The organism is Neisseria sp. HMSC056A03 (assembly GCF_001815685.1).
Classification (GTDB): Bacteria; Pseudomonadota; Gammaproteobacteria; order Burkholderiales; family Neisseriaceae; genus Neisseria; species Neisseria subflava.
Genome location: NZ_KV821639.1, coordinates 1 through 13,326 on the forward strand (window position 1 = coordinate 1; position 13,326 = coordinate 13,326).

A 13,326-nucleotide genomic window follows, 5' to 3' on the forward strand; every position below is an offset into this window, starting at 1 on the left:
CAGTGTAACCGTGTTTGAGAAACTTATCCGTGCAATGCGCGTTGTCGCCTGTATCTACTCAGACAGCGACTTAAGCAAGACGACCAACGAAGCACAAGCGGCGATTGAGAAGCTATCAGAATCAGACGACCTATCGCCGAATCAACGCCGTGAGATTTTAAAGCCTGTTCTTCGCTTGACGGAATATCAGGAAGCATACGGCGAAATTATCCCAGAACGTACAGTTTCAAAAATAGGCCTGTATTGCGCAAGCGTACAAATCGCACTGTACACAGCGAGCCTATACAATCGCCCGAAACGTTATATCCAAGCGTTATTCGACATCATCAACGGCGAATCGTTACGCACGATTGCCAAGAAGATAAACGAAAAAGAAAACGTTTTGCGCGAAGAAGTATTAAATGCCGCTTGGCACTTCTTCCGCGTGGCAGAGTGTAACAGTTCCGTTCAGCCTGTTAACAGTATCCCTGAATTGCGACAAGACGGCTACAAGGTGCTGGCAGACTTTGACCGGCTGAAAGATTTTATTCAGACGGCCATGCAAAAAATCCTGATTCCGTTTGAGCAAAACACAGGAATCAGCCTGATTAATTACAACCAATTCCGCAAAGACTTGGTACAAGTGGAAATTATTTGGGACTACCAATGAATATTAAAGAAATTATCGAATGGTTTAAAGCCGCGAAGCCAAAGCCGACAACGGACGACATCGCCGTGCAGATTGGCTGTCATTTCGAAGAAATCGCAGAAATGCAAGAGGCTTTAATGCGCGGTACTCACTTAAGAAACCATATTACAACTTACGCAAACAAATTCAAGGTTAAAGAACAAACCGCCGTCCGAACCGTTGAATTTGTGAAAGAAAGCCAAAATCGAAGCACTGAACTGCTTGACGCGCTTTGCGACCAGATTGTAACCGCAATCGGCGTAGGCTACATGATGGGCTTTGATATGGCGGGTGCACTGGACGAAGTGAACAAATCCAACTGGAGCAAGTTTAAGGACGGCGTGCCGGTATTTGATGAAAACGGAAAAATCGCCAAGTCAGACGGCTACTTTAAGCCTGATTTAGTGAAGTATTTAAAGGCAGGGGAAAATGAGTAAAAATTCAAAGCAGCGAGAATTTACATTCAAATATAAGTTTGGCGGTAAAGAATGGTCTGCGTCTGTATTTGCTGACAGCATTGAAGAGGCGAAGCGGAAGATTCGAGCGCAGGCCGCGGCGGTTTATGAGGGCGAAATTGTGGCAAGGTTACCCGTTATGCTTAAGGCATCTTGGGTTAATCGTTTGATAGGCTGGGGGAAGACCAAATGAAATCCGACAGGCGGTATTTCCGCCTGATGAAAATACGAAAGGGCATAAGATGTATCTAACAGCGCAAGAATGCGCGGAATTACTACACGTCAAACGCGCAACATTCGTTAATCAGACTTGCAAGCAGTCTGACTTTCCAAAGCCGTTTGTAATTTCGCCGCGCAAACGTTTATGGCCGAAAGCAGAAGTACACGACTTTATCCGCCGCCGCCGTCAGAAATAGAGAAACCGCCGTAACAGGCGGTTTTTTTCAATCCAGCAAATCAGCAAGCTCCCCAATATCAGGGTTATAGTACACGTTCAGCAATATGCGTAAATCCTTATGACCGCTGATTTTTGCCAGTTGCATAGGTTCAACTTTCGCCGCCATGCGCGTCAGTGCCTTGTGTCGCGTATCGTGGAAATGGAAGGCCTCAGCCCCATCAACCTTTGCCCTTGCACGTCTAAACATCACATCCAGCGTGTGAGGGCTTACATCAAACACAGACCCACTCTCAGAGCGTGGCAGTCTATCCAGTATCGCCATAGCCTTTTTAGACAACGGCACGTCTCGACTGCTACCGTTTTTAGTCATCGGCAAATGCACCACGCGCCGGCTCAAATGCACATCACGCCAAGCCATGTTACAGATTTCCCCGGCACGCATTGCCGTCTCAATCGCAAACAAGACAGCCAAGCCGATACGCTGTTTTGCCGTGATTATCGGCACGCCGTCAGCTACACCAAGCTCACGCACAACAGCCAAGACAATATCATCGGGCGGTATGTAGTTCCGCGCCTTGCCTTTACTAGGCCGTCTGATTTGCAATAGAGGATTTGACGGTAATAAGCCCCATTCCTTGACCGCCATTTGACAGACGGCCGACAGTGTTTCAAGCTCACGTCTGACCGTTGCTTCCTGTACTTCTTTTTTGCGATTATCGCGCCATTGGGCAAAATGATGTGGGCGCAGGTCACTGACTTTTATATCGGCTAAATCGGATCGTAACGCACGATTCAGCCGGTATGTTTCCGCCCTATTACCTCGCTTCGTGGGCGTGATTTCATCCCTGTACCGTGTCAGCAAATCGGCAAAATATAGGCTTTTTGGCGCATTACCCTGTACGCCGTCCAAGATTGCCGCTTCAGTCCGCGCCGCCCATGCCACGGCATCAGATTTCAGGGCGAATGTTTCGGACTTAGTTATTCCTTTCAGACGGACTTTAACGCGATACTTTCCGTTACGCTTTTCGATGGTTGCCATTGGTATATTATTGGGACAGTGAGGGGACACGGCATTATATGTTATAATCAACCCTAATCAATCATAAAGGATTGAATGGTGCAGATATGAGATTGATTTATATGTATAATCTATCAAAATCAATCCTAATCTACTATAATCAATTTGCTGTTTTATTGCACTCCGTCCGCACCACCCAACCCCTTTCAGGGGTTATTTTTTTGTCTAATCAAATCTAACGCAGGTAATCAAGATTCAATACTGGCAAGGCTTTCAGGCTAATAACCCCCTTGCCAAGTGTCTAAATACCCCCAATGCCATATAATTGAATAAAGCAAAATATGGGGGTATGATTCGGGGCATCTGACAACACCCCCTAAAAACATACCCCCAATGCCCCTGAACGACCGCCAAATCAAAGCCGCCAAGCCGTCCGATACTGGAAAGAAAACCAAGTTATTTGACGGGGGCGGCTTATATCTTGAAGTTACACCAGCGGGCGGGAAAGTATTCCGTCTGAAATACCGTATAGATGGCAAAGAGAAAACTCTTACCATCGGGAAATATCCGACCGTTTCACTGGTAGAAGCCCGCCAAGCCGCTGAAAACGCCCGCCGCATGATTGCACAAGGGCAAGACCCATCAGCAATGAAGCAACAGGCCAAACAGGAGCGCAAAACGGCCTTACTGAATACCTTTGCCAACGTTACCAAAGCATGGCATGAGAAAACCACCAAGCGCAAAAGCTGGAAGCCTAATCATGCCGCCCGTGTTTTGCGGTACTTTGAAACAGATGTTTTCCCTATTATTGGGGAAACGCCTATAAACAAAATCGGGAAAAAAGAGATAAAGGCCGTATTGGATAAAGTAACAGAGCGGGGCGTATCGGAAACCGCCGAAAAAATCAGGCAATGGATAGGCGCGGTGTTTACCTATGCCGGCTATGAAGAATTGACCGACCGAAACCCTGCCGCGTTACTGAAAGGCTATATAGAGCCAACAGAAAGCAAAAGAATGCCCGCCCTGCCCCGTGAAGAGCTGACCGAGTTTTACCACCGCTTGATACTGGCAGATTGTGAGCAACAAAACAGAATTTGCGTAATGTTGATCATGCTTTGCTTTGCCCGAAACAAAGAGATACGCGGCGGCCAATGGCAGGAAATCGACTTTAAGCGCAAAACATGGACGATTCCCGCTAATCGTATGAAACGGCCACGAGAGCACACAATCCCCTTGTCTGATTGGGCGATTGAGCTATTAAACGAACTACACGCCATAACCGGCGAAACACCCTTTCTATTTCCAAGCCCTAAATCCAAAACTGGTTACATCAGCGAAAATACAGCGGGCAAAATCATCAACGGCATGGGTTATTACGGGATAGCTACCCCGCATGGTTTCCGCTCGCTTGCAAGCAGCGTTTTGAATGAACAAGGTTTCAACCCTGACGCAATAGAGCGACAACTTGCCCACGTTGAGAACAACAAAATCCGCGCCGCCTATAACCGCGCCGATTATCTGAATGAGCATATCGAGTTTATGCAATGGTATAGCGACTATTTACGGGAACGATACAACCAAGCGTTACAGATGATCCAAAAAGACAAGGCAGATTAAAAAATCCCTATGCGCGTGAGTAAATATACTGGTTACCCTGGTTACCACAAAACTTTACAAATATAACTATATGAATATAAATATAAATACAAAGAAAAAGCGGTAATCAGTTAACTTAAATTTACTGGTTACCAACTGGTTACCACTGGTTACCCTTTATACAAGTTTGATATTCCGGAATATTTTTAGCTTTAGAGGTATTACATGGTTTCTATCGCATATCCAAGAAACGTTGCAGTATATAACCCAAAATATGCAGCTATATTCAATATTACTAATAGCCCTGAATTTGAGGACGCACTAGGGATTTTTAGCTGGCAAGCCCAAAGGGTGTTTACTAGAGTATTTAAAAGTCTTGAAAAATTTGAGCATGGTGTGTCGCTATGGAGTCATAAGGAAACTTACAAGGTTTCTTTAGTTGAGGAGCAGGTTAATGACGCGTTAGAGAAGTATCAGGAGCAACACGGCAGACTAATTGATTATGCAGAATATTTTTATCCTGTAATAGAAGAATTAAACTTCGGGCAAAGTTTTGAAATGCTTCTAGAAATGCAGTATTTCATTACAGCAAAGGCCATTTATGAGTATATTTCAAACTTCAAAAACAAACCATTGCAAGAAAATTTCAATCAATTCAAAACAATAGCAAACTTAATTACAGTATCAATAGAGTTCATGTCTTTGGAGTTGAGAAAAGACCAGATTAGCATAGAGGCAATAACAGAAAACGCCCAAAAGGGAGGTTATGCCAAACAAAGCCTTTACGAAAAAGCTGGCACGATAACAGCAGTGAATGAGATTCTAGAAGAAAACCAAGAGATTCTGAAGAAAAAGGGTGGCAAAACGACATTGTACAAATTGATAAGAGATTTAATTGCTTCAGAAGTTATCGCCGCGCCTAGAGAACCATCAGAAAAAACAATACTTCGATGGATAGACAACTTTGAAAAGAGGACATCAGCTAGCTAGTACAGGACATCAGCTAGCTATAGCCTTACAGCCGCCCACAGAGGCGGCTATTCTTTTGCTTGTCATACAACCACAGCTAAGAAAGGCAAAGCATATGAATACTGTATTACGAGTAAACGATACCGCCCGCGTTATGGGCGTTTCACGAGCGACTATCTGGAATTGGGCAAACCCTAAGAGCCGCCATTACCGCCCTGATTTTCCCCGCCCTTTCAAAATTTCTGCCAATGCGACAGGCTGGCTTGCGAGCGAGATTGACGAATATATCAACAAACTGGCAGCCAAGCGCGAAGAGTAGGAGTTTTCGGATCAATACGCGCGCGCGAAGCATGAGCGGGAATCTATCCCTTTAGTCAAAATAAAACCGCCTGAACGGACATTCAGACGGCCAAACAAATTAAGAGGTAAGAAAATTATGGATAACCATTCTATCAGTATTAAGTCCAAAACGCCAAGCCAAAGAGAACGAGTTTTAGCCCGATTGAGAAAAGGAAGTGCCACGTCATGGGAGTTAGCACAGATGGGCATACTTAGCTATAACACACGCATTATGGAGCTTCGCAGGGCGGGGCATGAAATCATTACCGTGATGGAAGAAGTAACAAACCAATTTGGGGAAACCGTGAAGCGTGGACGGTTTGTATTAATCAATTAAATTAGGAGCTTTAAACATGAACATTGAATATGTAAAAACAGTTTTTGCAACCCGTCAAAAATTACTGAAAGAGGAAGAGGACAAATGCAGTGAACTGACCGCCCAAATTGAAGCGGCTGAAGCCGGTGTTTCAGAGGCGGAAGCGGTGATCAATGAATTTGCGGGGCTGAGAAGCAAGCGCAAAGGAATATTTGCCGATTTATTGAAGATGGGTAAACCCACAAACACCGAGGAAGCCAAAGAGCTTGATTCAGAGATTGCCGCCAAGCGAGAAGAGGCAGACCGCGCCGCTGATGTGCTGGAAGTACAAAAAGAACTGTTGGAAAGCCTGTTTAGTGATCGCCGCCAACATCTGAACCACATTTCAGAGCTTCGCAATTTGCTGGCCGTTTCCCGCTATGAAATGTTTATTGCCGGTATTGAAGAGACCCACTTGCCTGAATATTTGGAGGCCGCCCGCGCCTATGCCAAAGCCGCCGCGAAACTGGCAGGAATCGGTAAGGCCGCCATTGAAATGAGAACGAATCTTCAGGAAAACGGTTTGCGGCCTGATTGTCCGACCTATGGGGAATCTATGCCGAATCGAATCATTGATTTACGTTTGCCTGGCTTCTTCAACATGATGGACGGCACAGGAGGGGAAGAAAACGCTATTTTCGACATCTTTAAAGACATGGAGAAAGAAAAAGAAGCGGTTTTCAATAGCTTGAAGTAGCAACACCCAAACAGCCGCCCAAAGGCAGAAAACAGCTATTGGGCGGCTTTTTGAAAGGATTAAGACATGACACCAAAGCAAGAACAGTTTGCCCGCCTGTATGTGGAAACAGGCAATGCGAGCAAAGCATACCGGCAAGCCTACAACACCGACAACATGAAGCCCGAAACGGTAACTAATGAAGCCTATAAGCTGCTTCAAGACCCCGATATTTCCGCGATGGTAGATGACCTCAAGGCAGAGGCACGGCAACGACACGCGGTAACGGTGGACGATCTGTTACACGAACTGGAGCAGGCACGGGCGGCGGCACTGGCAGCCCCAACACCGCAAAGCAGCGCGGCAGTATCGGCCACGATGGGCAAGGCGAAAATGCTGGGTTTGCTGGTGGATAAGGCGGAAATCAAGGCAGAGGCGGAAATCAGCCAAGTAAAACAGGAAGAGCGCAAATGCCCATTGACGGAAGAAGAAAGAAAACAAGTCAGCAATGCTTTTTTTAATAAGTCATACAGTGAAATCACGCTTGCCGACATTACGGCGATTGTCGGGAATGATATAGCGCGGATTGAGTATGCAGTAGTCCTAATTGTATTGGACAAAATAATTTAACCCGTCCAATGCAAAAACATTTGACAAATCGAGCTTTGGGAAGCAGAATTAAGGTTCTCTCTTAAATTAACTAGCCCAAATCAGCAGGGTAAACGCTGATTTTTTATCGCCATTTTCTCTTATGGCGTTTGAAGCCTATTCACAGGCTTTGGACGGCATATCAAAGTTTATGGCGGTGTGTGGTAACGGCAACGTCCACGCCTGACTAGTTACAGGAGAGAGCACCGCCCCCTTATTTCGGGCATTTCTCAAATCTCAATTTAACTAGGAGCATTTCAAATGCAATCTTGCACTTCTACCCAAATCCAAACCATTCAAAATCAAGCCCAAACGGTAACCATCCCCTTAGAGCTGGCAAACCGCATTATGGACGCGCTGTACTACGGCGGCGAATTTATCGCCAATACGGGCGCAATCATCAACACCATTTGCGACAACATGGCCGCCCATCCCGTCTGCAACGCCCCCATAAGTGCGAGCAGAAGCACTGCAAGCCTTGCCAAAGTCATTCAAACCCTAGTCCCCCATGCGGAAAACTTGGAATCTTTCGATTTGTCATCCGAGCTTGCGGGATACATTCAAAACTGACCCCGTCCCCGTGCCCTGACGATTCAGACGGCCTGAAAGAATGGGCTGCTTACAGCGTAACCCACGCCGGTTAAGCCCGCCCGATCCCTGAAATTTACCCGCCTTTATGCCGCCTATTTCAGACGGCATAGGGCAAACTTCGCCCTAGTGTTTTTGTAACTAATTGATTTTATTAGATTCATTTTTTGAAACACTGGAGGCAGAGCAAAGGATAAAACCATGAAACAGACCAATAAATCCGACCGTTTCCGCCGGTATTTAAACCGCGCTTTGCTGGTGTTTTGGGTGTTGCTTTTGGCTTTGGTAGTCCGAGCCTGTAACCAGCCCGCCCACGCCGACACGGAGCAACTAGAGCAGGAAACGCCCGCGATATGGGAAACCGACCCAACCGCCGGAATTGTTTTAGAACCAGTATCAGAGGAGGCAGAGCAATGAAAACCATCATGGATAAGCTGGCAAACCAACTAAACAGCAAAGAAAAGGCAATCGCAGCGGTGGACGTTGTAAGCACCATCTTGCTGATTGTGAATGACGGAGCAAGCCAAAAAGAGGCGATTCATACTGTATCAGTCATAGCCCGCGAAGCTATGGACAGATTCGAGGAGGTAGGAAAATGAAACCAACATACCAAGAAATCAGAGCAGCCGCGCAATACCGCTGGCCGGAAATTCACGCTGCCATCGGCATAGACCCTAAGTTTTTACGCGATAAACACCAGCCCTGTCCCGCGTGTGGAGGGAAAGACCGTTTCAGATATGACGACAAGGACGGAAACGGCACATTCATTTGCAGCCATTACAACAACGGCGCGGGCGATGGTTTCGGCTTGGTAATGCACTATTTGCAATGCAACTTTCAGACGGCCTTAAAGCAGGTTGCAGGCGTTTTAGGCATGGACAATGCAAACCCTTTGCCGATACCGCCAACACGCCCACAAGCGCAACCATGCCCCGAAAAAGACCAAATCGAGAAACTGGCCGCATTGTGGAGAAGCACAGAACCTATCCGCCCCGATTCCCCTGTTATCCAGTATCTGAAATCACGCGGTTTGGAGATGGCGCATTTGCCCGAAAACGTCCGTTTTCTACCTGAAAAAGACTATTGGACAACAGGCGAGGATAAGCCGCTTCTGCTTGGTAGTTTCCCGTGTATGGTTTGCGCTATCCGCGACATGGATGAGGAGCTACAAGGCTTGCACCTTACCTATCTTCAGACGGCCTATGACAAGCCATGCGGAGAGGACGGACTACACGCACCACGCTATCAGAAACTGGCAATCAAACACCCTGAAACGGGCGAAACCTTACCGGCCAAGAAAATGCGAAACCGTAAGCAAGGCAGCATTTCAGGGCAAACCGTCCACTTGTTCCCGATTCCTGAAAATGGCCGTCTTGTCATTGTAGAGGGAATAGAAACCGCCCTTGCCGCCCGTGAATTGTACAAGGCTTACGATTGGGGCTTATACGCGGCCTTGAGCGCAAACAGCATGGCAAATTTTCAGTTTCTGAACGGTATAAAAGAAATTGCGATTATTGCCGATAACGACACGCCCCGCCCCGTTGGTTACAGAGCCGCTTATGACTTGGCAATGCGAGCCATTAAGCAGGGGATCAAGACGAGCATATGGCAGAGCGAAACGCCAGGCTATGACGCACTGGACGAACTGAACGAGAAAAAGCAATCAGACAATCATTTCGGAGGACAGACAGCATGAAAAATACCGAAACAGCGAAGCAGGAAAACACCAAAGACTACAACCTTGAGAATATCGAGCCATTCCGCCCGCGCCCTCACTTTGAAATCGACAATCGGGGCGTATGGTGGATAAACGTTAGAACCGACAAAGACGGAGATATTATCGAAGCAGAGCCGCAATTCCTTTCCGACCCTATCGACATTATTGGCACGGGGCAAGACAATGACGGCGCGTATTATCGGATCATCAAATTTAAAGACAAAATCACACGCCAACAAAAGACCGCCGCCCTACCACAGGCAGAAATAGGCACTGTTCAAGGCTGGCAGCGTTTGCAGAATTTCGGCCTAGTCATCATGAGCGGGCGGGCAAAAAGAGAAAGACTAGCAGACTATTTGCAGAAAGAGGGAAGCCCGGCGGCCTTTACCATTACCGACCGCGCCGGGTGGAACGGGGAAGCCTACATACTGGCAGGCGGGGAAGCCGTTAACGCAGACGGCGCAAACATTCTATACAACGGAGACACCAGCCAAAAAGACGGTTACACAGAAAAAGGCAGCCTCAAGGAATGGCAGGAACAGGCCGCGCGATACGCAGAGAACAATAGCCGCCTATGCCTTGCTTTAGGTTTAAGCATGGCCGCGCCATTCTTGGCACTTTTGAACGAAGAGGGAGGCGGTTTCCATTTAGCGGGCGATTCCTCAAAAGGCAAAACAACCGCCGCCCGGCTTGCCTTGAGCGTATGGGGCGACCCTGAAACCACTAAAGGAAATTGGGATACTACACTGCTTGGCTTGCAGAATTTAGCTTTAGCCCGTAATGATGGCTTGCTGGTGTTAGATGAAATCGGCCAAACAGCCGACCCGCGAAAAATCCCGCAAATGGTTTATAGCGTAATCAACGGCGTATCAAAAACACAAGGGGCGAAAGATGGCGGCAACCGTAGGCAGAAAACATGGCGCAATCTGATACTTTCAACCGGCGAAATAAACCCTGAAAGCCTGATAGGAGACCGCGCCCAATGGAAAGCCGGTAATCATGTTAGGTTACCTGACATACAGGCAGAGGCAAGATACGGCATTTACGACACATTGCACGGCTTCACAGATGGCGCGAAACTGTCGGAGCATATCAACCAAGCCACAGCCAAGCAGCGAGGAACAGCAGGGCGCGCCCTTATCCGCCAAATCCTCAAAGACGGAAAAGAAGCCGCCGCCCAAGCCGTAGAAGCCCGCCGCGACCAATTCCTTGAAACCTTGCCGCCAATGGAAGGACAGGCGCGAAGAATTGCCCGCCGCTTTGCCCTCTTGGCCGCTGTCTTGGAATATGCCGCGCCTATTACCGGCATGAGACAAGGAGCAGGAGAGGCAGGAGTGAAGCAGTGTTTCAATGAATGGCTGGAAGAAAACGGCACAGGAAACCGCGAAGACCGCCGAATCATTGAACAAGTAACCGCTTTCATGGACGTTTACGCCTTGTCCATGCGCTTTTCAGACTGGAACACCCAAACCGTAAACCAAAATCACGCAGGTTATCGGAAACAAGAGGGAAGCATAGATGAGTATTGGATAATCCCCGTAGTCTTTGAAGATGAAGTCTGTAAGGGATATAGCCCGCGCAAAGTATGTGAAGTCCTACATACTCGCAAATGGGCGAAAAAAACCAATAACGACAGATGGCAACACCAGCGCAAACGCAACGGCGTTGCAAGCCGATTTTATGTTTTGATGGGAGAAGCCCCGCCCGACTTTGACGAATAACCAAGAGCAAGCCCGCTATTATCGACAATGGCGGGCTTTTTACGTCCAAACATTCAGACAGACCAACCAAGAAAGCATAAAATCGACAGGAAGCCCCTAAATCTCAAAAATTAGAGCCATTCACACCCTACCCTATACCTACCCCTACCCAAAAGCAAAACGCGCTTAAAGCGCAATTACACCCTGTTTCCACCATGACCAACAAAGACAGACGATGGATAAATAATTTCGACACCAATACGCGCGCGCGTAATAATACAGCCCTTGAATTTTTGGAGTCCATAAAAAGAAAGCAAAAAACAGCGAGTAACCACTTAACCGGCACTGGTGACCAATGACAAGAGCATAACTTGTTACCGCATTATCGTTGATTTATAAGGGTTTTTATGGGCTGGTAACCAGGTAACCAGGTAACCAGAGTAACCAGTGCATTTTGTATATATATAGCGTTTTAAATTTGAGCGGGAAGCCGCCGGCCTACTCACTCAAATAACAACACGCCCCAAAAAAAGTTATAATAACCAGCATTAGACTGCTAAATAATTTTTTGACCTTTGCAAGATGGGGGGTTATTTGGGGGTATATTTGAATTGATTTATTATTTATATAATATAAAACAATGAATTACCTCTTAAGTTCGCGTCTCTCCGTCAACTCAAAATGAGCAGCTTTCGGGCTGCTTTTTTTACATCTATTCCACTATACACCCATTCGAAATCGAAACTGCTTTTACAGCTGTTTCCATTGTATCTTTCAGACGGCCTATCATTTATGTTGAATCCATCGCAAAAACTTGTCGAATTGGTCCGTATCCTTGAAGAACGTGCCTATATTTTTCCGGGAGATCCTGTGCAGGCGACGGAAGCGTTGCGACATATTGACGGCGGCAATGAGGAAAAACTGATACGCCGCGCTCAAATTATCGACCGCGACAAGCATTTGAAATATGTGTTGCAACAGGTGGAGACGGGCTCGTTTTGGCTTTGGATTGTTGCGGCGACGTTGTTGTTTACGGTCGGTTTTTCCAGCACTTATCTTTTGATGGACAATCAGGGGCTGAACTTTTTTCTGGTATTGGCCGGGATTTTGGGCATGAATACGGTCATGCTGCTGGTGTGGCTGGCGACTTTATTCCTGCGTTTGAAAAATGTGCACTTTATCAGCAGTCCGGCAACTTGGTTTCGAGGTAAAGACCCGGTCAATCAGGCTATTTTGCGGCTTTATATGGACGAATGGCGCAAACCGCAAACGCGTTGGCTGATTGGCGCAACCTCACACAGTCTGTGGCTTTGTACGCTGTCTGGAATGTTGGTTTCTGTTTTGCTGCTGCTTTTGGTGCGTCAATATACGTTCAACTGGGAAAGTACGCTTTTAAGCAATACGGCATTGGTGAAAACGGTTGAGGCTTTGTCATGGCTGCCGGAACGTTTGGGCTTTCCTGTTCCCGACGGTCAGGCTGTAATTGCAGGCCGTCTGAACAATCACATCGAAGATGCGCGCGCTTGGGCTGGTTTACTCATCGGCAGCATTATCTGCTATGGTATTCTGCCGCGCTTGCTTGCTTGGCTGGCTTGCAAGATTACTTTAAAAACCCTGCGCGAACGTTTGGATCTGAATCAGCCCTACTATCAAAACATTCTCCGCACATGGCAAACGAAGATTGTCGATGCCGATGACTTTCAGGAAAACATCGTTCCCGTTTCATCTAAAATTACGCTGAATAATGCGCCTAAATGGGCCGTTACTCTGGAAACGGAATGGCCTGAGCCGCTTTGGTTTTCCGGCGTTTTGGCGCAAGAATGGATAGACAAAGGCGTAGTCGCCGGCAGAAAAGATTTGGAACAATTGGAAGCCGAATTGAAACAAACTCCGGCGCAACTTCTTATCGGCGTACGCACGCAAACTGTTCCCGACCGCGGCATTTTGCGTCAAATCAGCCGCTTGGCCGAAACTACGGATGGCGGCGTTATCATTCAGCTTTTGAATCAAGACAGTTTCTCTGAAGATTTGGATACCAAACTGGATTATTGGCGCGATGCGCTGGCAGAAAGAAACATTGCCTGGCTGGAGCCGACCCGTTTGGCACAAGAAAAACGGCAAAGCGCTATTTGACAGATAAACCGAAGGCCGTCTGAAACCTGATGTTTGGGTTTCAGACGGCCTGAGACCTTTGCAAAAAA

17 protein-coding genes are annotated in these 13,326 nt (G+C 47.1%); 16 read left to right on the forward strand and 1 reads right to left on the reverse strand.

Translation table 11 applies throughout. The features are described 5' to 3' along the window. The 4 genes from HMPREF3052_RS06810 to HMPREF3052_RS11630 form a co-directional block, all read left to right on the forward strand. Window positions 1-649: hypothetical protein (locus HMPREF3052_RS06810; protein ID WP_070749280.1), on the forward strand; the 649-nt coding region annotated here is incomplete at its 5' end. Further along, complete coding sequence (locus HMPREF3052_RS06815; protein ID WP_070749281.1) at window positions 646-1,104, forward strand: nucleoside triphosphate pyrophosphohydrolase family protein; 459 nt, start codon at window positions 646-648, stop codon at window positions 1,102-1,104. The genes HMPREF3052_RS06810 and HMPREF3052_RS06815, both read left to right, overlap by 4 nt. Next, window positions 1,097-1,315: a hypothetical protein gene (locus HMPREF3052_RS06820; protein ID WP_070749282.1), complete on the forward strand. Its 219-nt coding sequence runs from the start codon at window positions 1,097-1,099 to the stop codon at window positions 1,313-1,315. The genes HMPREF3052_RS06815 and HMPREF3052_RS06820 overlap by 8 nt, the downstream gene beginning before the upstream one ends. A 49-nt stretch (window positions 1,316-1,364) precedes the next feature. Then, window positions 1,365-1,538, forward strand: a complete 174-nt coding sequence (locus HMPREF3052_RS11630; protein ID WP_141756620.1) for a helix-turn-helix transcriptional regulator — start codon at window positions 1,365-1,367, stop codon at window positions 1,536-1,538. Window positions 1,539-1,565: 27 nt separating this feature from the next. Here HMPREF3052_RS11630 and HMPREF3052_RS06825 read toward each other — a convergent pair whose 3' ends face one another. Continuing rightward, the gene (locus HMPREF3052_RS06825) at window positions 1,566-2,558 is read right to left on the reverse strand and encodes a tyrosine-type recombinase/integrase (protein ID WP_070749283.1); all 993 of its coding nucleotides are present in this window, start codon (window positions 2,556-2,558) and stop codon (window positions 1,566-1,568) included. 372 nt (window positions 2,559-2,930) lie between these two features. On the opposite strand from HMPREF3052_RS06825, the gene HMPREF3052_RS06830 reads away from it, so the two are divergent. The 12 genes from HMPREF3052_RS06830 (at window position 2,931) to HMPREF3052_RS06885 (ending at window position 13,258) form a co-directional block, all read left to right on the forward strand. Then, window positions 2,931-4,154 carry a tyrosine-type recombinase/integrase gene (locus tag HMPREF3052_RS06830; RefSeq protein ID WP_070749284.1) on the forward strand — a complete coding sequence of 408 codons (1,224 nt, stop codon included), beginning with the start codon at window positions 2,931-2,933 and terminating at the stop codon, window positions 4,152-4,154. A gap of 204 nt (window positions 4,155-4,358) precedes the next feature. Continuing rightward, window positions 4,359-5,123: a hypothetical protein gene (locus HMPREF3052_RS06835; RefSeq protein ID WP_070749285.1), complete on the forward strand. Its 765-nt coding sequence runs from the start codon at window positions 4,359-4,361 to the stop codon at window positions 5,121-5,123. Window positions 5,124-5,217: 94 nt separating this feature from the next. After that, window positions 5,218-5,421, forward strand: a complete 204-nt coding sequence (locus tag HMPREF3052_RS06840; protein ID WP_070749286.1) for a helix-turn-helix transcriptional regulator — start codon at window positions 5,218-5,220, stop codon at window positions 5,419-5,421. 117 nt (window positions 5,422-5,538) lie between these two features. Then, complete coding sequence (locus HMPREF3052_RS06845; RefSeq protein ID WP_070749287.1) at window positions 5,539-5,778, forward strand: helix-turn-helix domain-containing protein; 240 nt, start codon at window positions 5,539-5,541, stop codon at window positions 5,776-5,778. 16 nt (window positions 5,779-5,794) lie between these two features. Further along, on the forward strand, window positions 5,795-6,493 hold the full coding sequence (locus tag HMPREF3052_RS06850; protein ID WP_070749288.1) for a hypothetical protein: 699 nt from the start codon (window positions 5,795-5,797) through the stop codon (window positions 6,491-6,493). Window positions 6,494-6,559: 66 nt separating this feature from the next. Then, complete coding sequence (locus HMPREF3052_RS06855; protein ID WP_070749289.1) at window positions 6,560-7,102, forward strand: terminase small subunit; 543 nt, start codon at window positions 6,560-6,562, stop codon at window positions 7,100-7,102. 279 nt (window positions 7,103-7,381) lie between these two features. After that, the gene (locus tag HMPREF3052_RS06860; protein WP_070749290.1) at window positions 7,382-7,690 is read left to right on the forward strand and encodes a hypothetical protein; all 309 of its coding nucleotides are present in this window, start codon (window positions 7,382-7,384) and stop codon (window positions 7,688-7,690) included. A gap of 219 nt (window positions 7,691-7,909) precedes the next feature. Beyond that, entirely contained in the window at window positions 7,910-8,125 is a 216-nt protein-coding gene (locus HMPREF3052_RS06865) for a hypothetical protein (protein ID WP_049351938.1), read from the forward strand. Beyond that, complete coding sequence (locus HMPREF3052_RS06870) at window positions 8,122-8,307, forward strand: polyribonucleotide nucleotidyltransferase (protein WP_070440650.1); 186 nt, start codon at window positions 8,122-8,124, stop codon at window positions 8,305-8,307. The genes HMPREF3052_RS06865 and HMPREF3052_RS06870 overlap by 4 nt, the downstream gene beginning before the upstream one ends. Continuing rightward, window positions 8,304-9,404, forward strand: coding sequence for a DUF7146 domain-containing protein (locus tag HMPREF3052_RS06875; RefSeq protein ID WP_070749291.1), 1,101 nt, complete (start codon window positions 8,304-8,306; stop codon window positions 9,402-9,404). The genes HMPREF3052_RS06870 and HMPREF3052_RS06875 overlap by 4 nt, the downstream gene beginning before the upstream one ends. After that, window positions 9,401-11,146 (forward strand): DUF927 domain-containing protein, encoded by a 1,746-nt coding sequence (locus HMPREF3052_RS06880; protein ID WP_083318803.1) that lies wholly within the window; start codon window positions 9,401-9,403, stop codon window positions 11,144-11,146. The genes HMPREF3052_RS06875 and HMPREF3052_RS06880 overlap by 4 nt, the downstream gene beginning before the upstream one ends. 771 nt (window positions 11,147-11,917) lie before the next feature. Then, entirely contained in the window at window positions 11,918-13,258 is a 1,341-nt protein-coding gene (locus HMPREF3052_RS06885; RefSeq protein WP_070749292.1) for a DUF2868 domain-containing protein, read from the forward strand. Window positions 13,259-13,326 lie beyond the last annotated feature (68 nt).

What these genes read in the sequence shown, in the direction of transcription:
- HMPREF3052_RS06820 (WP_070749282.1), top strand. Translation starts at nt 1,097, where the DNA reads ATGAGTAAAAATTCAAAGCAGCGAGAATTTACATTCAAATATAAGTTT.
- HMPREF3052_RS11630 (WP_141756620.1), top strand. Translation starts at nt 1,365, where the DNA reads ATGTATCTAACAGCGCAAGAATGCGCGGAATTACTACACGTCAAACGC.
- HMPREF3052_RS06885 (WP_070749292.1), top strand. Translation starts at nt 11,918, where the DNA reads ATGTTGAATCCATCGCAAAAACTTGTCGAATTGGTCCGTATCCTTGAA.
- HMPREF3052_RS06855 (WP_070749289.1), top strand. Translation starts at nt 6,560, where the DNA reads ATGACACCAAAGCAAGAACAGTTTGCCCGCCTGTATGTGGAAACAGGC.
- HMPREF3052_RS06865 (WP_049351938.1), top strand. Translation starts at nt 7,910, where the DNA reads ATGAAACAGACCAATAAATCCGACCGTTTCCGCCGGTATTTAAACCGC.
- HMPREF3052_RS06850 (WP_070749288.1), top strand. Translation starts at nt 5,795, where the DNA reads ATGAACATTGAATATGTAAAAACAGTTTTTGCAACCCGTCAAAAATTA.
- HMPREF3052_RS06815 (WP_070749281.1), top strand. Translation starts at nt 646, where the DNA reads ATGAATATTAAAGAAATTATCGAATGGTTTAAAGCCGCGAAGCCAAAG.
- HMPREF3052_RS06825 (WP_070749283.1), bottom strand. Translation starts at nt 2,558, where the DNA reads ATGGCAACCATCGAAAAGCGTAACGGAAAGTATCGCGTTAAAGTCCGT.
- HMPREF3052_RS06875 (WP_070749291.1), top strand. Translation starts at nt 8,304, where the DNA reads ATGAAACCAACATACCAAGAAATCAGAGCAGCCGCGCAATACCGCTGG.
- HMPREF3052_RS06860 (WP_070749290.1), top strand. Translation starts at nt 7,382, where the DNA reads ATGCAATCTTGCACTTCTACCCAAATCCAAACCATTCAAAATCAAGCC.
- HMPREF3052_RS06870 (WP_070440650.1), top strand. Translation starts at nt 8,122, where the DNA reads ATGAAAACCATCATGGATAAGCTGGCAAACCAACTAAACAGCAAAGAA.
- HMPREF3052_RS06830 (WP_070749284.1), top strand. Translation starts at nt 2,931, where the DNA reads ATGCCCCTGAACGACCGCCAAATCAAAGCCGCCAAGCCGTCCGATACT.
- HMPREF3052_RS06835 (WP_070749285.1), top strand. Translation starts at nt 4,359, where the DNA reads ATGGTTTCTATCGCATATCCAAGAAACGTTGCAGTATATAACCCAAAA.
- HMPREF3052_RS06840 (WP_070749286.1), top strand. Translation starts at nt 5,218, where the DNA reads ATGAATACTGTATTACGAGTAAACGATACCGCCCGCGTTATGGGCGTT.
- HMPREF3052_RS06845 (WP_070749287.1), top strand. Translation starts at nt 5,539, where the DNA reads ATGGATAACCATTCTATCAGTATTAAGTCCAAAACGCCAAGCCAAAGA.
- HMPREF3052_RS06880 (WP_083318803.1), top strand. Translation starts at nt 9,401, where the DNA reads ATGAAAAATACCGAAACAGCGAAGCAGGAAAACACCAAAGACTACAAC.